General features: G+C 70.5%; 18 protein-coding genes. 9 read left to right on the plus strand and 9 right to left on the minus strand.

What is annotated here, in order from left to right:
• Positions 1-16: 16 nt before the first annotated feature.
• The 4 genes from hemB to hemQ are packed head-to-tail and all read right to left on the minus strand — an operon-like array spanning position 17 to position 3,472.
• A complete protein-coding gene (gene hemB / locus MT347_RS11715; protein ID WP_243501340.1) occupies positions 17-1,000 on the minus strand; it encodes a porphobilinogen synthase in 984 nt (327 codons plus the stop codon).
• Entirely contained in the window at positions 997-1,809 is an 813-nt protein-coding gene (locus MT347_RS11720; RefSeq protein WP_243501342.1) for a uroporphyrinogen-III synthase, read from the minus strand. The genes hemB and MT347_RS11720 overlap by 4 nt, the downstream gene beginning before the upstream one ends.
• The gene (hemC, locus tag MT347_RS11725) at positions 1,806-2,804 is read right to left on the minus strand and encodes a hydroxymethylbilane synthase (protein ID WP_243501355.1); all 999 of its coding nucleotides are present in this window, start codon (positions 2,802-2,804) and stop codon (positions 1,806-1,808) included. Before hemC ends, MT347_RS11720 begins: the two co-directional genes overlap by 4 nt.
• Positions 2,801-3,472 carry a hydrogen peroxide-dependent heme synthase gene (hemQ, locus tag MT347_RS11730; protein ID WP_243501357.1) on the minus strand — a complete coding sequence of 224 codons (672 nt, stop codon included), beginning with the start codon at positions 3,470-3,472 and terminating at the stop codon, positions 2,801-2,803. Before hemQ ends, hemC begins: the two co-directional genes overlap by 4 nt.
• Before the next feature lie 139 nt (positions 3,473-3,611).
• Between hemQ and MT347_RS11735 the strand changes: the two genes are divergently transcribed.
• Positions 3,612-4,400, plus strand: coding sequence for a DUF4239 domain-containing protein (locus MT347_RS11735; protein WP_243501359.1), 789 nt, complete (start codon positions 3,612-3,614; stop codon positions 4,398-4,400).
• A 150-nt stretch (positions 4,401-4,550) separates the two neighbouring features.
• Positions 4,551-7,358 (plus strand): hypothetical protein, encoded by a 2,808-nt coding sequence (locus tag MT347_RS11740; RefSeq protein ID WP_243501361.1) that lies wholly within the window; start codon positions 4,551-4,553, stop codon positions 7,356-7,358.
• A 253-nt stretch (positions 7,359-7,611) separates the two neighbouring features.
• Here the strand turns inward: MT347_RS11740 and MT347_RS11745 are convergent, their stop codons facing one another.
• From MT347_RS11745 to hemE, 5 genes are all read right to left on the minus strand, one after another.
• Positions 7,612-7,890, minus strand: coding sequence for a hypothetical protein (locus tag MT347_RS11745; RefSeq protein ID WP_243501363.1), 279 nt, complete (start codon positions 7,888-7,890; stop codon positions 7,612-7,614).
• Entirely contained in the window at positions 7,880-8,290 is a 411-nt protein-coding gene (locus MT347_RS11750) for a phage holin family protein (RefSeq protein WP_243501366.1), read from the minus strand. The genes MT347_RS11745 and MT347_RS11750 overlap by 11 nt, the downstream gene beginning before the upstream one ends.
• A gap of 5 nt (positions 8,291-8,295) precedes the next feature.
• Positions 8,296-8,697, minus strand: a complete 402-nt coding sequence (locus MT347_RS11755) for a hypothetical protein (protein ID WP_243501367.1) — start codon at positions 8,695-8,697, stop codon at positions 8,296-8,298.
• Between the two features lie 112 nt (positions 8,698-8,809).
• Positions 8,810-10,309 carry an NAD(P)/FAD-dependent oxidoreductase gene (locus tag MT347_RS11760; protein WP_243501368.1) on the minus strand — a complete coding sequence of 500 codons (1,500 nt, stop codon included), beginning with the start codon at positions 10,307-10,309 and terminating at the stop codon, positions 8,810-8,812.
• Entirely contained in the window at positions 10,306-11,367 is a 1,062-nt protein-coding gene (gene hemE, locus MT347_RS11765; protein WP_243501369.1) for a uroporphyrinogen decarboxylase, read from the minus strand. The genes MT347_RS11760 and hemE overlap by 4 nt, the downstream gene beginning before the upstream one ends.
• 100 nt (positions 11,368-11,467) lie before the next feature.
• On the opposite strand from hemE, the gene MT347_RS11770 reads away from it, so the two are divergent.
• The 7 genes from MT347_RS11770 (at position 11,468) to MT347_RS18190 (ending at position 18,272) form a co-directional block, all read left to right on the plus strand.
• Positions 11,468-12,811, plus strand: a complete 1,344-nt coding sequence (locus MT347_RS11770; protein ID WP_243501370.1) for a glutamyl-tRNA reductase — start codon at positions 11,468-11,470, stop codon at positions 12,809-12,811.
• Positions 12,812-13,305: 494 nt separating this feature from the next.
• The gene (locus tag MT347_RS11775; protein WP_243501372.1) at positions 13,306-13,587 is read left to right on the plus strand and encodes a hypothetical protein; all 282 of its coding nucleotides are present in this window, start codon (positions 13,306-13,308) and stop codon (positions 13,585-13,587) included.
• A gap of 218 nt (positions 13,588-13,805) precedes the next feature.
• On the plus strand, positions 13,806-14,378 hold the full coding sequence (locus tag MT347_RS11780) for an HhH-GPD-type base excision DNA repair protein (protein ID WP_243501374.1): 573 nt from the start codon (positions 13,806-13,808) through the stop codon (positions 14,376-14,378).
• A gap of 118 nt (positions 14,379-14,496) precedes the next feature.
• A complete protein-coding gene (locus tag MT347_RS11785) occupies positions 14,497-14,829 on the plus strand; it encodes a hypothetical protein (RefSeq protein ID WP_055951834.1) in 333 nt (110 codons plus the stop codon).
• A gap of 20 nt (positions 14,830-14,849) precedes the next feature.
• A complete protein-coding gene (locus MT347_RS11790; RefSeq protein ID WP_243501376.1) occupies positions 14,850-15,161 on the plus strand; it encodes a pore-forming ESAT-6 family protein in 312 nt (103 codons plus the stop codon).
• 103 nt (positions 15,162-15,264) lie between these two features.
• Positions 15,265-15,609 (plus strand): DUF6507 family protein, encoded by a 345-nt coding sequence (locus tag MT347_RS11795; protein WP_243501378.1) that lies wholly within the window; start codon positions 15,265-15,267, stop codon positions 15,607-15,609.
• Positions 15,609-18,272 (plus strand): ADP-ribosyltransferase, encoded by a 2,664-nt coding sequence (locus MT347_RS18190; protein WP_279391280.1) that lies wholly within the window; start codon positions 15,609-15,611, stop codon positions 18,270-18,272. The genes MT347_RS11795 and MT347_RS18190 overlap by 1 nt, the downstream gene beginning before the upstream one ends.
• Positions 18,273-18,316 lie beyond the last annotated feature (44 nt).

Consider the following 18,316-nt stretch of genomic DNA (forward strand, 5'->3'; position numbering starts at 1 on the left):
CGCGCGAGGAGAGAGGCTAAAGCTCGGCGCGCAGCCAGCGGGCGGCCTCGACAGCCCAGTAGGTCAGGATCGCGTCGGCGCCGGCGCGACGGATCCCGAGCAGGCTTTCGAGGATCGCGCCGCGGCGGTCGATCCAGCCGTGGGCGGCGGCGGCCTCGACCATCGCGTACTCCCCCGACACCTGGTAGGCCCACACGGGCACGTCGACCGAGGCTTTCACGTCGGCGAGCACGTCGAGGTACGGCAACGCCGGCTTGACCATGACCACGTCGGCGCCCTCTTCGACATCGAGCAACGCCTCGCGGACGCCCTCGCGGCCATTGCCGGGATCGAGCTGGTACGAGCGACGGTCACCCTTCAGCTGCGAGTCGACGGCCTCGCGGAAGGGGCCGTAGAACGCCCCGGCGTACTTCGCCGAATACGCCAGGATCAGCGTGTCGGTGATGCCCTCGGCATCCAGCGCCTCGCGTACGGCGCCGACCTGGCCGTCCATCATGCCCGACAGACCGAGCATTGCCGAGCCCGCGCGCGCCTGCGCGAGACCCATCGCGGTGTAGCGCTCGAGGGTCGCATCGTTGTCGACCGCCCCGTCGGCACGCAGGACGCCGCAGTGCCCGTGATCGGTGAACTCGTCGAGGCACAGATCGGTCTGCACGACCACCGCGTCACCGACCTCGGCCACGACCGCCTCGGTGGCGCGGTTCAGGATGCCGTTCGGGTCGTCGGCGCCGGAGCCCACCGCGTCGCGGGTCTCGGGCACACCGAACAGCATGACCCCCCCGACGCGCTCCTCGGCGGCCTCGGCGACGGCGCGGCGGAGCGAGTCGAGGGAATGCTGCACGATCCCCGGCATCGAGCCGATGGGGCTCGGCTCGGCGATACCTTCGCGCACGAACATCGGCAGCACGAGCTGCGAGGGCACGAGGTGCGTCTCGCGGGCCAGGCGTCGGACGGCCGGGGTGCGACGCAGACGCCGCGGGCGGTGCTCGGGAAAACTCACGGGGTCGATTCGGTGGGGACGGGGAACCGCGCGACCGCCTCGATGAGCGCGTCGACGGTCTGCCGCTCGGCGACGACGTCGACACTGAGCCCGGCGCGCTTGGCGTCTTTGGCGGTGCGCGGTCCGATGGCGGCGATGACGGTGGAGGCCGGGATGTCGGGGAACTGCTCGACGACCTGTTCGGCGACCGAGCCGCTGGTGACGAGGATGGCGTTGATGCGGCCCGAGTGCACGTCGCCCGCGATCTTCTCCGACGCGGGCACGCCGACGGTCCGGTACGCCACCACGCTGCGCACATCGTGGCCTGCCTCGATGAGCAGGCGTGTGAGGACGGGCTTGGCGATCTCGCTGCGCAGGGTGAGCACCGTGCGCGGCTCGGATTCGAGGTCGATCATCTGCTCGGCCATGCCCTGAGCGGAGTTGTCGCGCTCGGGCACGAGGTCGACGCGGTAGCCGACCGTCTGCATCGCTGCGGCCGTGGTCTCACCCACGACGGCGACCCGCGTCTGCGCGGGGATGACCGCCTTGTAGGCGTAGAGCACGTCGACGGTGGTGGCGCTGGTGAGGGTGAGCCAGTCGAATGCACCCGCGGCGAGATCTGCGAGGGCCTGATCGAGGGTGGCCTGATCGTTCGTAGGGGCGAAGTTGATCAGCGGCGCGATGACCGGAACAGCTCCGACCTGTCGCAGGCGCGCAGCGACACTGTCGCCCCAGGGCCCGCCGCGCGGCACGAGGACGCGCCGGCCGGCGAGCGGTTTGGGCACGCTGCCCGTCGTGGGGTTCGGCGTATGCCGGTGGCCTTCATTCATGTGGTCGACTCTCGTGGTACCAGGTCGGCCGCCCCGCGTTCGAGCAGCCGACGCGCGGCTTCTCGGCCCATACGCGTTGCCCGCGTGATGGGTCCCCCGTCGTCGGCAGCATCCGCTCCATTGCCACTGCCAGGTTCCCGAGCATACCCCGTGCCGAGACGCACCGTTCGATCGATACCGATCCGGTGCGACCCGTCGAGCGCGTAAACGATGGCGCGCAGCCGCAGGTCACCGTCGGCGATCGCGGCGTGCGTGCCCACCGGGGCGCTGCATCCGGCATCCAGTGCCGAGAGCACCGTGCGCTCCGCCGTGACGGCGACGCGGGTGTCCTCATCGTCGAGCCGGGCGAGGGCGGCGCGCACCTCGGGGTCGATGTCGGTGCGGGTCTCGACGGCCAGCGAGCCCTGCCCCGGAGCGGTCGGCCACTCGCTCAGCCCCAGCTCTTCGGCGAAGAGTCCGCCGAGGTCGCCGCCGAGGCGCGAGATGCCCGCGGCGGCCAGGATCACGGCATCCAGGTCTCCGTCGCGCACCCGCGCGAGACGCGAATCGACGTTGCCGCGGATGTCACGGATGTCGAGCCGCGGGTTGTGTCGCAGCGCCTGCGCGACGCGGCGGGGCGACCCCGTTCCGACGCGGGCTCCCGGGGCCAGCGAACCGAGCGGCGTGCCGTCGCGCGTGACGACGACGTCGCGGGCGTCCTCCCGCGCGGGAGTCGCCGCGATCACCAGGCCCTCGGGCTGCACGGTCGGCAGGTCTTTCAACGAGTGCACCAGGAAGTCGCACCGGTCGGCGGCGAGCGCCTCGCGCAGACCGTTCGCGAACACCCCGCGTCCGCCCAGTTGCGACAGCGAGGCGCGATTGACGTCTCCCTCCGACACGATCGGGACCAGCTCCACCGCGCGCCCCGACACCGCAGCCACGGCGTCGGCGACCGTCTGCGACTGCGTCATCGCGAGGGCGCTCCGACGCGTGCCGAGCCGCAGGGGAGCGCTCACTGCAGGATCTCGGGGATCTCGTCGAGGGTGACGAGACGGCCGGTGTAGAACGGCACCTCCTCGCGGACGTGCCGGCGGGCTTCGGTGTATCGCAGGTCGCGCATCATGTCGACGAGGTCGGTGAGCACGTCGGCTTCCATGGGCAGCAGCCACTCGTAGTCGCCGAGGGCGAAGGATGCCACGGTGTTGGCGATGACGCCGCGGTACTGCGAGCCCTTCTTGCCGTGCTCGATGAGCATCTCGCGCCGCTCCTCCTCGGGCAGCAGGTACCACTCGTAGCTGCGCACGAACGGGTAGAGGCACAGCCACTGCTGCGCCTCGATGCCGCGGAGGAACCCCGGCACGTGCGAGCGGTTGAACTCCGCGTCGCGGTGGACGCCCATGGCGTTCCAGGTGGGCAGGAGGTTCTTCAGCAGTTCGGTACGGCGCAGCCGCCGCAGGTCGCGCTGGAGAGCCTGCGGGTCTTCGCCGTGCAGCCAGACCATGAGGTCGGCATCGGCGCGCAGGCCGCTGACGTCGTAGAAGCCGCGGACCGTGACGCCGTCGGCCTCGACGAGCGAGACCAGGTCGGCGAGTTCGGTCGCCTCGCTCGCGGTGACCGGGTTCTCGGGGTCGCGGCGGAAGACCGCCCACAGCGTGTACACGGAAGGAGAGCTGTCGTGGGACATGCCTCCTAGTTTCGTCTCGCCACGGCGGCGGGCCAAACCGGTTGACTCACCGGTGGACGACTGACAGGTGCGGGGCGACACCGGCCATTGGTACTGTGCGACGACGGCGTCGGGGGATGCCATCGCAAAGGGGTGCGCCATGTGGCTCTACGACCTGCCGCTGTCCGTGGGCCTGCCGATCTTCATCGCGGTCGTGGTCGGCGGTTCGTGCGCGATCCTGCTGATCCTGCGCAAGTGGGTCTTCCGGGTCGCGCCGCAGGGCGAGGAATGGGATCGCGTGCTCAGCTATGCGGTCGGCGCCTACGGCGTCTTCTACGGCGTGACCCTGGCGCTCATCGCCGCGGCCGCCTACGGCAACTTCACCGAGGTCGACGGGGTGGTGCTCGAGGAGTCCTCGACGCTCGCCGCTCTCTACCGCACCGCAGCCCTCCTGCCGGAGCCGGAGTCCACGCAGCTGCAGCAGCAGATCACCCTGTACACGCGCGACGTCATCGATCTGGACTGGCCGTTGCAGCGGCAGCTGCAGATCCCCGCCGAGACGGATGCCAACATCACGGCGATGCAGCAGGCGATCGCCGCCGTGCAGCCCACGTCGCCCGCCGAAATCTTGTACGTGCAGCAGTCGCTCGACCAGTTCCACATGCTGGTGGAGAACCGCCGGGAGCGCATCGCGCTGACCCACCTTGCACTGCCCAGTGTGCTGTGGATCGTGCTGGCCGTCGGTGCGGTGTTGAACGCCATCCTCATCGGCTTGATCGAGGTGCGGAACCTCCGCGTGCACCTGCTGATGTCGGGCATGCTGGCGCTCTTCGTCGCCCTGCTGCTGTACGCCATCGCCGGCTTCGATCACGCGTACGCCGGCCCCATCGCCGTGACCCCGGAGTACTTCGAAGACCTGTTGCAGGGCCTGTTCGTCTCTGAACCGTGACCCGCAGCGGACTCCTGAGCGTGTCGAGGTGTCGGCGGCTGCCCGGGCCGGTCGAGTCGCTCCCCGCGCAGGTTCCGGTGGCGCCGACCTCCCCCGCCTGCCACAGTGAACTGCGCCCCCGCGCGACGACCCGAAATGATTCGAGGCCCCATGCTCCGCTCGCGCACCCCCGGACGATCCCGCCGCTTCCTGAAGTACCCGGCTGCCGTCCTCGCGGGCGCGGTCATCGTCGCCGGGAACGTGGCAGCGGCCCCCGCGCCCGCGCAGGCCGCGTGGGAGGACGACGCGCAGAGCTGGATCGCGAGCATGCAGACCGGACTCGGATGGGCCGAGGGACTGTTCGGCCTCAAGACCGGACCGTGGAACACCGCTCTCTCGATCGCCTCCCCGTTGATCTCGGCGATCTTCGGCGGATCGTCCGCTCCGTCGATCGGCGACGTGCTGGAACGCCTGAAGCAGCTCGACGACATCGAGCACAAGATCGATCAGGTGCAGAATTCGCTCGTGACGATCGAGGCGGAGATCGCCACGGTCGGCCAGGACGTCCTCACCGGCACCTGCGCCGTGCAGGCCAGCCGACCGCGCGACTACCTGACCAAGCTGGCTGCCGCGAACGACGCCTACGCGAATGTCGTCGACAAGATCGACGAGGTGCGCCTAGGCACGGCCGGCGAGGACGACCTGAAGGTCGCGATCAACTCCTTCATCGCGTACACGACGGGCGAGAGCGAGGCCATCCTTCCGGACCACAGCGCCTTCGCGGAATCCCTCCGCAGCGTGCATTCGGACATGGGTACGACCGGCGGCGTCGCGGGCATCATCCAGAGCTGCGGACGGGCTTATCTCAACGACTGGAAGATCGGGAACACCTCCGCAGCGGCACTGAGCGGGATGCCGGCGACCGCTCACGGCGCGTGGCTCGACGATCGCGACTACTACGACCCTCTGCAGAAGCTCGTCTCGTTCTGGCAGACCGCCGTCGCGCAGGGCACCTACCTCCACCAGCAGGCATCCCTTATGCGGGTCAGCAGGGACTACGTCACCGCCCACGGCCCCCTCAGCGTCGAGGATTCCGCGAGGGTGTGCGCCCTGGCGAAGACGAACGGCCCGGCGATGGCGAGAGCCACGTGCGACGGCGGCCTGACGCTGGCGAAGACCATCTACAACGGGTTCGCGGCCGAGTGGCGCGAGGTGGGGGTGCCGATCAGCGACGCGAACGTCGTGATGAGCATGGGCACGGATGTGACCGGCCTGTCCTACCAATCCACCGCACCCCGGGCAGCCGGGACCTCAGCCGACGATCCCCTCCCCTCGGCCGGAACGCCGGTGGGGGTGGCATCCCGGGTGTGGGCGAGGGATCCCTCGACCTTCCCGGCGGCGTGGACGACCGGGACCTGGTCGACGACCGCCGGCGCCGTCTCGGCCTACGGGATCGACGGATTCGTCCCCGCGGGATCACAGCAGTGGTCCGACCTGAGCAACGGCTACCGCGCGACGCACCCGACAGTGCAGACCACGACACGGGAAGAGGCCATGCGCTGGCGGTCGGGGAGCGGATGGCAGAACTCCGGTGTGGCCCCCTTCGCCCCGCTGGACATTCTCACGACCATGAAGGATGCCGTGGCTCCGGCGCCCGCGGGCACCGATGCCTCGCACGCCTTCACGGTGAAGTCGGATGCGACCGTCTGGATGCCGAACGAGGCGGCCAGTCACGACTTCCCGATGTGGCGGAGTCCGATACCGGAGTGGTCCCGGGGCACGGGCCTGTCGTTCCCGCACTCGCGACTGTGGATGAATGTCGACTTCGCGCCGCGCGTGCTGGACGACGCGAAGATGAGCGTCAAGTGCTTCGTCGCGACACAGGACGGCGCCGTATGTCACGAGTCGGTGGGGTCGTGGTGGGTGAACCGGCTCTCGATCGAGGGGGCCATGTCCGTGCAGAACGCGTACCGCGTCACGCCCGTGAACCCCGACATCGACAGCATGGTGATGGTCGACAGGAAACGCGAGTGCCGCGGCCAGCCGAACATCGACGAGGAATGCGCGACCATCATCGACCTGATGTACGCCACTCGCGGCGAATCGTTCAGCCAGGGGGCTCCCTCCTGGCTCGCCGCGATCGACGCGGCCAACGGGGAGCATTACGAAGGGGACCCCGCCGTCACCCGGACACTCTGGCCGAGCGCTCCCGTCCCGGACTGCGCCCTCACCACCTGGGGCGCGAAGACCCGGTGCGGGCCCGCCCTGGAAGCGTGGATCACGTCGCACGTCCCCAACCCGAGCCTGAGCGGTCCCGTCGCCACTACCGACGTCACCGTCGACCGGGCGGCCGGTGGAACCGCTGTATGCGTCGCCCCCGCCTGGAGCACGTCCTCGGCGATGCAGTACAGCGATGTGGCATGGACAGCGTGGTCGCGCACCGGGAAGCCCTTCACCAAGGTGGTCCCGTTCGGTACGCATCTCGATCTGCTCGCCCTCGTGACGGAGGCGGGATGGAACACGGGCGGCACCGCCGGCGAGTCGGGGCGGATCACCTTCCGCTGCTCCTTCACCGCCCGCACTGCCGAGGTGGCGAACGAGACGGAGGTGCGCAGCGCGACCGTCGCCGCCGTCCGCGTGGACGATCGCTTCGACTTCCCCAGCGTCGGCGTGGGAACGCCGGGCGGTTCGGGAGCCACCCCCGGTCCGGGCGCCGTCCCGGACCCGTCCGGCGCGGGACCGGTCGGCGCGGGACCGGTCGGCGCGGGACCGGTCGGCACCATATGGTCGTCCGCGTCGGGCCCCTCCGCGCACGACACGGCGACACGGTCGACCGGTGCGTCGGATCGGACGGCCCTGGCGAACTCCGGGATCGGCGTGGACCCCTGGCGAGGAGTCGGAGTCACCATCGCCCTACTCGCCCTCGGCGCGATTCTGATCGTCTTCGTCCGGACTCGACGGTCGAGACGGAGCGCATAACCCTCCGCGCACGACCGGCGGCCGGACTTGCGCCGGATCGCGCACACCCCGCGCCCGCCCCGCCGCAAGCCGGGTCGGATCCGCCGCAAGACGGGTCAGACCCTCCGCCAGCCGGCTCGGGCCCGCCGCGTCCGCGAGCCGGGTCAGTCCCCCGCCCGCTTGGCATCCGACGGGCCTCGCCACAGAAACGGGGAGGACGCCCCCGCGAGGGCGTCCTCCCCGCGGGAAGCTCTTCTGGCGCGTGGGCGGGTGCCTACCGCGTGTAGGCGCGGACGATCCCCCACACAGCGAGGCCGACGAGCGCGGCGACACCCGCCACCGCCGCGGCGGCCACGGACGGGTTCTGCTGAGCCTTGGCGCGCACTTCGCTGACCGTGCGGTCGACCGCATCACTCGCGCGACGCGGCACGTTCGCCTTGACTTCGATCGCCGCCAGCGCGGCCTTCAATTCGGCGCGGGCTGACTCGACCGGGTCGGCGATGCCCAGCGGCACCGCGGTGCGGGGCACGGGAACGGGACGATCAATACTCATCACGGGCCTCCTTGACGATGCGGACGTCCTCGGCGATGGCCTTGCCCGGGTTCTCCCGGTTCGCGAGCTTCTTGAACCGCAGGTAGCCCAGCAGCGCGAGGATCGCGGTGATGACGACCATCACACCGAAGACGACGAGGGCGGACAGCCAGACGGGCCACCACGAAGACAGCCCCGCGATGACGAAGGCGAAGAAGACCGGAACGGCCCAGAACAGCACGATCAGGGCGCCGACGAACCAGCCGGCGCCGATCCCGGCATCCTTCGCCGTGCGCTGCGCCCACGCTTTCGCTCCGTTGATCTCGGCGATGACGAGGTTGCGCACCAATTCGGGGATGTCGCCGAGCAGCGTGAAGAGGCTGTCGTCCGAGCGGTCGCGGAATCCGCGAGGAGTGGTCATGCGGGTCAGCTTCCCGACGCGTCGGAGCCGCTCTTGGCCGCCTTCGCTCGCGCGGTGGCCGTCTTCTCGGCCTGCTTGGCGTCGTCGACGGAATCTTCGACCACGTCGGCGACCTCGGATGCCGACCGCTTCGCGGCGCGGGCCGCGCGCTCGGCGCGCTCCTGGACGGTGCCGGACTGGCTGGCGGCGCCGGTGACCGACTTCGCTCCCTTCCACACCACACCCGGAACGGACTTGAGAGCGGAGACGCCGAGCGCCTTCACTTTCTCGACCTGTCCCTGTACGGCGGGCTGCTCCCAGACCTTCTCGGCCTGCTCCTTGATCTGCTCGTAACGCTGGCGGCCGGCGCGTGCTCCGAGCACGTAGCCCGCCACGAGTCCGACGACGAGTGCTGCTTTGCCCCTCATGGGGTCTCCTCACGCTCGATCGAGTGCTGGTCGAGTCTCACAGTAGTCATGTATGCCGTCTCCGGCATCCGCCCTTGACAGCACGTCCCACATCGACGAGTCACGCCGACCGTCAGCTCTGCCAGAGCGCGGCGCTGCGAACGCGATCCGCTTCGTCGCGCGCGTCGGGGATCACCTGCGCCAGCCCGGTGCCCGAGATCCAGGCTCCCATGGCGCCGAGACCCGAGACGGCTCGGATCGCCCCGCGCGCTGCCGCGGTGACGGCGGCGCGGCCGATCGCCGCGGCGGGCTGCGACTGCACGTAGCGCGAACGGTGCGCGGCGATGAGAGCGGATGCCGACAGCTCGACGCCGAGCAGAGCCGCCGCCTCCGACAGCGCGAGGCGTGCCGCGGCATCGTCGTCGAGCGCCGCGGTGGCCGGCTCTTCGCCCTGCGCACCGAAAGACACCCGCACCACGTGGACGCCGGGCTCGGTGGCATCCCGCACCCAGTCCCACTTCGCGCTCGAGTGGGTGAGGGCCTTGGCGGTGTGACTGCCGGGGACCGTGAGCACCCCGGTCCCGCGGGGAGCGAGATCGAGCGCCGGGGCATTCACCACCAGGGTCACCACCTCCACGATCGGGGCGATCGGGTCGGCGATCTCGAGACCGGGGACCACGGGGGCCAGCAGCGCTCGCGCGGGCCCCTCGGGCAGGGCCACGATGACGGCTCGCGCGGCGAGCGGCTCGTCGTCGACCGAGGTCGTCACCGACCACACGCCATCGGTGTGGGAGAGGCTTTCGGCGGAGACGCCGGTGCGCAGATCGACGAAGTTCTCACGGAGGTCGGCGACGAGCGCGTCGACGAGGCGCGACATCCCGCCCGCGATGCCCTCGACCGCTCCGCCGGGGGCCGGGCCCTTCCCCGCCGGCACCGGCACGTCGGAGGCCGGCGCGTCGGCGGCTCGTGCTCCCGACCGACGCGCGCGCAGCTCGGCGACGGCGCCCGTCAGCGAACCGGTGCGGGTGAGTGCGGCGTTCAGACCCGGAGCGGCCAGGTCCACGTCGATGTCGTCGGGGCGCGCGGAGTAGACGCCGCTGGTGACGGGGGCGACCAGACGGTCGAGCACCCGAGAGCCCAGGCGTGAGCGCACGAGCCTGCCGAGGCTGTGCGCGTGCCCGATGGTCAGCGGCGGGCGCACCCGATCGACGTAGGCGCGCCACGCGCCCGCCCAGCCGATGATGCGCCGCACGTCGGGGGCGAAGGGATTGTCGGGGATGCCGAGCACCCCACCCTTCGGCAGCGGCGCGGCCCCGACGCCCGGGACCCCCGCCACCCATGCCCCCGCCGGGTTCGGCGACACGATCTGATCGCCGAGATCGAGCTCGATGAGCAGATCGCGCACGACGCCGCCGCGGGTCGCGTAGCTCTCGGCCCCGACGTCGAGGGTCACCCCGCCCACCTCGGCCGAGCGAAGAACGCCGCCGAACCCGCCGGATGCCTCGAGCACGGTGACCTGCAGCCCCACCTTGGCGCACTCGCGCGCGGCGACGAGGCCCGAGACACCGCCGCCGATCACGATCACTCGCGTCTCGTGCGCGTGCTGGACCAAGCGGTCGAGGGCGTCGTTCACGCGTCTTCTCCGTGCGAGTCTGCGCGGGTCCCCCCGTGCGCGTGCGCGACGATGCGCGTGAGCACCTCGGGATCGGTGTCGGGCGGCACGCCGTGGCCGAGGTTCAGCACGTGCGCGCGCGCCGCGCGGCCGCGCGCCAGCACGTCGTCGACATGGGCTTCGAGCACCGGCCACGGCGCACCGAGGAGCGCCGGGTCGATGTTGCCCTGCAGGGTCACATCGGGCCCCACGAGGGATGCCGCCTCATCGAGCGGCATCCGCCAGTCGACACCGACCGCGTCGGCAAGGCCACTGAGGCGCATGTCGTCGAGGAAGGCGCCGGTTCCGACGCCGAAGTGGATGCGAGGGACTTCGATACCCTCGAGCGCCTCGTGCGAGTGCGGAGCGATGAACTCACGGAACGTGGCGGGCGAGAGCGACCCCGCCCACGAATCGAAGAGCTGCACGGCCTGGGCACCGCCGTCGATCTGGGCGTCGAGGAAGGCGCGCGACACCTTCGCAAGCCAGCCGGCCAGACGGTGCCACGACGCGGGATCGGCGTGCATCATGCCCCGGGCGCGCAGGTGCTCCTTCGACGGACCGCCCTCGACGAGGTACGCGGCCAGGGTGAAGGGCGCTCCGGCGAAGCCGATGAGGGGCACCGAATCGCTCAACTCCGCGACCACCCGCCGGGCCGCCTCGCGCACCGGCTCGGCCGCCGCGGCCACATCCGCGGGGTCGATCGCCGTGATCCGCTCGACATCGGCGACGGTGCGCACCGGATCGGCGAACACCGGGCCGCGTCCGGGCTCGATGACCACGTCGACGCCCGCGAGACGCAGCGGCACGACGATGTCACTGAAGAAGATGGCGGCGTCCACGTCGTGACGGCGGATCGGCTGCAGAGTGATCTCGGCTGCGAGGTCGGGGGTGAGGCACGCGTCGAGCATGCGCGTGCCCACACGGAGCTCGCGGTACTCCGGCAACGAGCGCCCGGCCTGCCGCATGAACCACACCGGCTGCCGCTCGGGGCGGTCGCCACGGAGGGCGCGGAGGAGGGGTGCATCGAGGGAGGCCATGGCATCCATCCTCCCATTCACCCCCGGGACGCGAAGGGGATGCCTTGACGTCGAGAGGCCGCCAGGAATACCCCGCCGGACCCGGGCGTAGAATGATGGCGTGTTGTTGTGCGTCAGCGCGAGTCACAAGACCGCGTCCTTCGAGCTCCTCGAGCGGCTCAGCGCACCCCGCACACCCGTCGCCCCGCTGATCGCCGCCCACGACGAGTGCGTGCAGGGCGCGGTGGTCGTCGCGACCTGCAACCGTTTCGAGGCGTACGTCGACATGGACGAGCCGGTCACCGCCGCCGTCGCCCTCGGCATCGAAGCCACGCTCGCCGCGATCGAGGCCGCCACCGGCGTCCCCGCCAGCGAGCTCGAGGGCGGCTACACCGTGCTCGGCGGCAACGAGGTGGCCGAACACCTGTTCTCGGTGGCATCCGGCCTCGAATCCGTCGTCGTCGGCGAGGGCGAGATCGCCGGCCAGGTGCGCCGCGCGCTCACCGAGTCGCGCAATCTCGGAACCACCTCGGCCGAGCTGGAGCGGCTGTTCCAGCGGGCGTCCGAGGCGCAGCGCGGAGTGAAGAACTCCACCGCCATCGGCCGCGCCGGCCGCTCGCTCGTGCGCCTCGGCCTCGAACTCGCCGACAGCCGCATCGCCGATTGGTCGACGCAGCGCGTGCTGCTCGTGGGAACCGGCGCGTACGCCGCCGCCACGGTCGCCGCGCTCCGCGACCAGGGCGCCGAAGACATCTCGGTGCACTCCCCGTCGGGCCGGGCGACCAAGTTCGCCCTCAAGCACGGCCTGCGCGCCGTGTCGGCCGAGACGTTCCCCACCGCGGTCGCGCACGCCGATCTCGTCATCACCTGCACCACCGCCGAGCACCACGTGTTGAGCGCGGCGACGTTCGCCGCCGGTCGTGGCGCGTACGAGACGGCCGTCGACACCTCCACCGGCACCTGCCCCGTCGACCACACCGCGCGCCGACTCGTGATCGATCTGGGCCTGCCCCGCAACGTCGACCCCGACGTCGCCACCGTCAGGGGCGTCGACCTGCTCGACCTCGAGACCATCCGCCTGCACGCCCCGCTCGAAGAACTGCAGGCGACGGATACCGCGCGCGACCTCGTGCGCGACGCCGCCCGCCGCTTCACCTCGGTCGGCGAGCGCAAGAACATCACCCCCGCGGTCGTCGCGCTCCGCGCCCACGTCTTCGGCGTGCTCGACGCCGAGGTCGCGCGCGTGCGTGCCCGCGGCGACGAGGGCGGACAGACCGAGCAGGCCCTCCGCCACCTCGTCGGCGTGCTGCTGCACACCCCCACGACGCGGGCGCACGTGCTCGCCGAGGCCGGCCGCGCCGACGACTACGTCGACGCACTGTCGGCGCTGTTCGGCATTGAGGTCACCGACCCCTCCCTCGCCCCCGGCGCTCGCGTCGAGGGCGGCATCGCCGACGCGGGCTGACCGCGCAGCGGCCGTCGGTTGGCCGCCACCGTCGGGTGCGTATCCGGCGGAGCCTCACACCCGCGCCGAGCGGAGAAGATCCCGGGAACGGAGGACCGCACCCCCGGCATTCATCCTCCCCCTGCCGAGTCTCCGCCTGTCGCGCGTGCTCCGCGAACGCGGACGAGCAGCCGTCGCCGCGCCGAGCGGAGGAGATCCCGGGAGCGGAGGACCGCACCCCCGGCATCCATCCTCCCCCTGCCGAATCTCCGCCCGTCGCGCGTGCACCGCGCACGCGGACGAGCAGCCGTCGCCGCGCCGAGCGGAGGAGATCCCGGGAGCGGAGGACCGCACCCCCGGCATCCATCCTCCCGTCCCCGGATCTCCTCCCCACCTCACCGCCGCCGGCCCGGTGACCAGCGGCGGACCTTACCCCGCCCCACCACCTCTTCTCGCCGCGAAGCATCGGGGATCGACCAGTCGCGCCGGGCCACAGCTCGGGCAGGATGGATGCCATGAGCACGCCGGCATCCGAGGTCTACACCGTCGCGGGCGAAGACCGCGCCCGCAACGGGCTGCGCTGGGCCGCGACGTTCGTGCTCGGTCTCCTCGACGCCGGCAGCAACGCGCCATCGGTGAGCGAGGTCGTGATCCGTCGCATCGACGGGTCGAAGGTGAGGCGCCTGCCGTCGGGAGACGTCGACGCCTTCACCGACCAGCTCAACGAGATCACCCGCGATCTCTCCACGATGGATGCCGTGCCCTTCGCCGAGAAGTGGATCGCCCAGCGAGACTGACGGCCCGGGTGCGCCGGACGGAACGCCCGCGAGGCGCCGCCCGCGGCTGCGGCGGTTGCGCGTCCGCGGCGGTCGCGCGTGCGGTCGAGACGGCATCCCGCTGACATCTCGCGCGCAGGCTGCAATCGATCTGTCAGCGGGACGCCGTCTTGACGCTGCAGAACCCCCGCGCACGACACTGCCTTCCGCGCCCTCCTCCCCGGCGGGAGAATGGGGGCATGAGCCTGCGCATCACCGACGACCCCGCCGCCGACGACCTGTTGTCGAGCAATCCGCTCGCGCTGCTGATCGGGATGCTGCTCGACCAGCAGGTCGCGATGGAGACGGCGTTCGCGGGTCCCCTGAAGATCCAGGAGCGCACCGGATCGATGGATGCCGCCACCATCGCCCACGACGACCCCGACGACTTCGCCGCCGCGTTCTCGCAGTCACCCGCGGTACATCGCTTCCCGGGATCCATGGCCAAGCGCGTCCAATCCCTGTGCGCCGCGGTCGAGCAGGATTGGGACGGGGATGCCGCGAACATCTGGACCCGTGACGACCCCGACGGTGCGACCGTGTTGAAGCGTCTGAAGGCGTTGCCCGGCTTTGGCGAGCAGAAGGCGAAGATCTTCCTGGCCCTGCTCGGCAAGCAGCGCGGTTACGACGGCGCCGGCTGGCGGGAGGCGTCGGCCCCCTACGGCGAGGAGAGGTCGTTCCGCTCGGTCGCCGACATCGTCAGCCCGGAATCGCTGACCAAGGTGCGCGAACACAAGCGTGCCGCGAAGGCCGCCGCGAAGGCGGGCGACTGAGCCCTCCTCCCCAGGGCGGGGAAAAAGGAGAGTTCTCTCATATTCGCTTCGTCGCCTCGCAGCGCTGGTTAGAGTCGTCGAGTTCGCTGCAAGTTGTTCACGATCGAAGGGTGGGCTCGTGAAGTTCGCAATGGGTTCCGACACTCTGGGTGTGCTGACGAAGGCAACCTCGGGGTCGAGTGATGAGCTGTCCCTGCTGGTGCGCCAACTGTTCGAGGCGGCCGAGCCGCTCGAAGGGCAGTTCCAGGGCGCGGGTCGCGCCGCGTTCGACCGGTTCAAGTCGCGCACCGACGCGATCTCGTCCGAGCTGAAGCTCGCCCTCGATGGCGTGCTCGGCGGCATCTCGAGCATGGATCGCTCCTTCCAGGAGGGCGAGTCGTCCATGGTCGACCAGACCACCGGCCTGGAAGCAGGGTCGTCGTTCGACGCCGCCCGCTTCGGCGCCCGCTGATCGCCGGAAAGGACTGAATCATGGTGAACCAAGGAGACCGTCGCGACTACTCGATCGCGGCCTCGCAGAACGCACAAGACAACTTCAACCGCGTCGCCGCCCTGCTGGAGTCGCTCATCGATCAGCGCGATCGCGACGTGCAGGCGGCCATGGCCGACTACTCCGCCGACGGGGTGTCGGAGGACTACCGCGCCAAGGAACTGCGCTGGAAGAACGCCGCCGCCGAGGTGCGCGGCATCATCCAGACGCTGCGTTCCTCACTCGAGCGCAACGACGAATCGGCCCAGACCGCGCTGGGCAAGGCTCGCGCGGCGGTGGAATCGATCGGCTGACACAGCCGCACGACGCCGGGCGCCGTCCGCGCGCCCGGCGTCGTCAGCGCGACGTCCGGGGTGAGGGGCGTCCGCACATCAGAGAAGTGAAGGGGATCGGGCGATGACAGGGTGGCGTATCCAGCCGTCGGGTGTCGTATCCGTGCTGCAAGAGGTCAATGTCGACGCCGAGGCGCTCGGCACGGCGTTGAACGCGCTGACGCCCGCTCTCGAGGGAGCGGTGACGGCCACGCAGTCGGGTGCGATCTCCGAGGCGGTGCAGGCGTACTTCGAGCAGGAAGAGGGACCGCGCATCCAGGGCATGAGCACCCGGATCGGCGCCGCCGCCCAAGGCGTCGTCTCCGCCACCGAGGCGTACGTCGCCGGCGACATGGAGATGGCGGCCACCGCGCAATCGGCCGCCGTCGCGACCGTCTATCCGCCCGCTCTTGCGAACGGGATGATGTGATGCCGAGTCCCATCGACTACGAGAAGATCCCGGGCGGCGACATCCAGCCGGACGCCATCGAAGAGAACGCCCGCACGATCGGGACCCTCTCCGGCCAGGTGACGGAGCACGGCTCGAACGTCAACCTGAAATGGCAGGGCATGGCCGGTGTCTACGAGGCACCGGAATCTCCCACCCTGCTCGGGCTCATGGCCCCGGTGAGCTCGCAGGCCACCCAGGCCGGTGACAACCTCGCCGAGGTGTCGGCCGCGCTCATCGCGTTCGCGAACGACGTCCGCCCGATCAAGGCCAAACTCGACGCGCTGCGCGTCGAGGCGAAAGCCTTCGTCGACTCGATCCAGGGTGGCGTGCAGGTGCGCGAGATCAACCCCGCGTGGTCGGCGGCACAGTCGCCCTACGGCGGAGCGACCGCGGCGCCGACCTACCAGGGGTCGTGGGGATCGTCGACGACGACGTCGACAGCGGCCACCACGCCCGACAAGTACCGCACGGTCACCAAGGAGTGGCACGAGTCCCAGGAGCACGTCGACCGCAACAACGAGTTGCTGGCGGCTGTGAACGCGCAGCAGGTCAAGCTGTGGGAGGCCGAGCGCGCCTGCGCGAACCGCATCCGCGCGCTGTACGGAGCGGCTCCGCTTCGCGCCGCCCAGTCCGAGGACGATTCCCTCGGCTACGGCATCGCCGAGATCCCCGAGGGCACCGAGATGCCCTGGGGCGCCGAGGTCGAACGCACCGAAGGCTGCGGCGAGGCGACCGTGAACTTCGTGTTCAAGGACTTCCTGTGGGAGGGCATCGCGGTCGGGGGCGTCTGGGGCACGATCACCGGGCTCGGCACGCTCGTGCTCGGCTACAACCCCGAAACGGGGGATTTCTTCTCCGGCGACGCCTACGGGGCGGCCTGGGGCAATCTCGGAATGCTCCTCTTCGCAGGCGCCGCGAACACCGGCATCCTCGCGCCCATCTTCCAGTCGGACTCCCTGATGCAGTCGATGGGCATGGACGGATTCCTCCCTCAAGAAGTGCGCGATTTCAAGGCGCAGGCCGATGAGGCAGCGATCAACACCGGCAAGGCGCTCATCGCCTGGGACAAATGGCAGGACGACCCCGGCACCGCCCTCGGCGAGTCGGTTTTCAACGTCGGCACTGCCCTCATCCCCGTCGGCGGCGCCGCGGTCGCGGGCGTCAAGACCGCATCGACCGCGGCCTCCGTCGTGTCGAAGATGGCGAAGGTCGTCGACTTCGTCGACCCGGCGGCGCTCGCGATGAACGGGGCTGTGCGTCTGGGAGGCGCGGGTCTTCACAGCCTCGACGGCCTCATCGGACGCCTCGGGTCGAACGCCACCGACGGCTTCCACCTCAACACCCCCGACATGCCCTTCGTCGCCGATGACGCGACGTCGTCGCTCAACGCACTCGACGGTGCGGGCGTGGATCTGGGGACCGTCACGGCCCGCATCGACGACGGCGTGCCCGTGTACGAGTTCCCGCCGACCGCTGAGATCCCCTCCGGCCGCATCGAGATGCCCGCCGGCGCTTTCGACGGCGTGCGCGGCGGCGATGTGCCCGTGCGTACGGACGCGCCCGTGCGCACCGACGGCGGAGTGGATGCCGGTGTTACGGCGCCCGTACGCGAGCCCGAGCTCGTCGCGGCCGGCGGGGTGCGCGGGGAGGCGGTGCCCGGTCCGGTGAACTCGATCGTCGAGGATGCCCCCGTCCGGACGGAGACGAGCGGATCGGGCGAGTCGACGGTCGTGCGCGAGCCGTCCACGGACAGTGGCGCGGGCAGCGGCCACGCAGGCGACGGTGGTGCGAGCGGATCCGGCGCCGGTGGAGGATACGGCCATTCCGACACCGGCGGCGTAAGCGGGGGCGGGGGTCGCGACGACGACGGGCTCCTGGGCGTCGGGCGCGTAGACGATGGCACTGACGCGGGCCACGGCGACCACGGAGAAGGCCCGGGCGGCGACGAAGCACGAGTCGGCGAGCGCGTACCGCCGCATACCGGTCTCGACGCGCCACCGCCACACACGGGCGCGGATGCTCCCGCACTCCCCCTCGACCGGCTCGAAGCCATCAACGACGAGTTCCGCATGTCATCCGGAGCCGTCGATCCTTCACGGATGGACGAATGGGCGGCCGCTGTTTCGGATGCCTACCCGGCGCTCACGCCCGACCAGGCGAAGGCGATCTACTGGTACACGACGGATGAGGGGTACGACGCGATCAACCCCTACTTACGCGCTTACGGGGATGCTCCCGCGGACGTGGACATCCTCGAGAGCAGGATCTCTGACCTGACGCAGGGCATCGCGAACCTCCCGGCCGAGGCGACCCCTGGGCACTACTTCTTCCGCGGCGTCACCATGACGCCGCAGTTCCTCGACCAGTTCCACACCGGGCAGCAGTGGAGCGATCTGTCATTCATGAGTACGACGACCGATCCACTCGTTGCGCGTGATTTCGCGTTCCAGGCTCTGAGCGAGGGCAAGACGCCGGGTGTCTTCACGATCGACGGCGTGACGCCGTCGTCGGTGTCGCCCCTCTCGCGTTATGCGACCGAGGCTGAACTGCTCTACCAACGCAGCACCACCTTCGACGTCCTCAGCAAGTTCGAAGACGCGAACGGCGTCTGGCGCATCCACCTCAGGGAGGTAAGAGAGTGAACGGTTTTGTCGTTCCTGATCAAGCGGAACTGTGGGCACGACTC

This window comes from Microbacterium sp. VKM Ac-2923, assembly GCF_022815605.1.
In the GTDB taxonomy this organism is placed as follows: domain Bacteria; phylum Actinomycetota; class Actinomycetes; order Actinomycetales; family Microbacteriaceae; genus Microbacterium.

Bases quoted from the DNA above. Each gene is read 5' to 3' on its own strand.
- MT347_RS11795 (WP_243501378.1), top strand. From the start codon at position 15,265: ATGACAGGGTGGCGTATCCAGCCGTCGGGTGTCGTATCCGTGCTGCAA.
- hemQ (WP_243501357.1), bottom strand. From the start codon at position 3,472: ATGTCCCACGACAGCTCTCCTTCCGTGTACACGCTGTGGGCGGTCTTC.
- MT347_RS11775 (WP_243501372.1), top strand. From the start codon at position 13,306: ATGAGCACGCCGGCATCCGAGGTCTACACCGTCGCGGGCGAAGACCGC.
- MT347_RS11790 (WP_243501376.1), top strand. From the start codon at position 14,850: ATGGTGAACCAAGGAGACCGTCGCGACTACTCGATCGCGGCCTCGCAG.
- MT347_RS11755 (WP_243501367.1), bottom strand. From the start codon at position 8,697: ATGAGGGGCAAAGCAGCACTCGTCGTCGGACTCGTGGCGGGCTACGTG.
- hemE (WP_243501369.1), bottom strand. From the start codon at position 11,367: ATGGCCTCCCTCGATGCACCCCTCCTCCGCGCCCTCCGTGGCGACCGC.
- MT347_RS11780 (WP_243501374.1), top strand. From the start codon at position 13,806: ATGAGCCTGCGCATCACCGACGACCCCGCCGCCGACGACCTGTTGTCG.
- MT347_RS18190 (WP_279391280.1), top strand. From the start codon at position 15,609: ATGCCGAGTCCCATCGACTACGAGAAGATCCCGGGCGGCGACATCCAG.
- MT347_RS11750 (WP_243501366.1), bottom strand. From the start codon at position 8,290: ATGACCACTCCTCGCGGATTCCGCGACCGCTCGGACGACAGCCTCTTC.
- MT347_RS11720 (WP_243501342.1), bottom strand. From the start codon at position 1,809: ATGAATGAAGGCCACCGGCATACGCCGAACCCCACGACGGGCAGCGTG.
- MT347_RS11745 (WP_243501363.1), bottom strand. From the start codon at position 7,890: ATGAGTATTGATCGTCCCGTTCCCGTGCCCCGCACCGCGGTGCCGCTG.
- MT347_RS11740 (WP_243501361.1), top strand. From the start codon at position 4,551: ATGCTCCGCTCGCGCACCCCCGGACGATCCCGCCGCTTCCTGAAGTAC.
- MT347_RS11735 (WP_243501359.1), top strand. From the start codon at position 3,612: ATGTGGCTCTACGACCTGCCGCTGTCCGTGGGCCTGCCGATCTTCATC.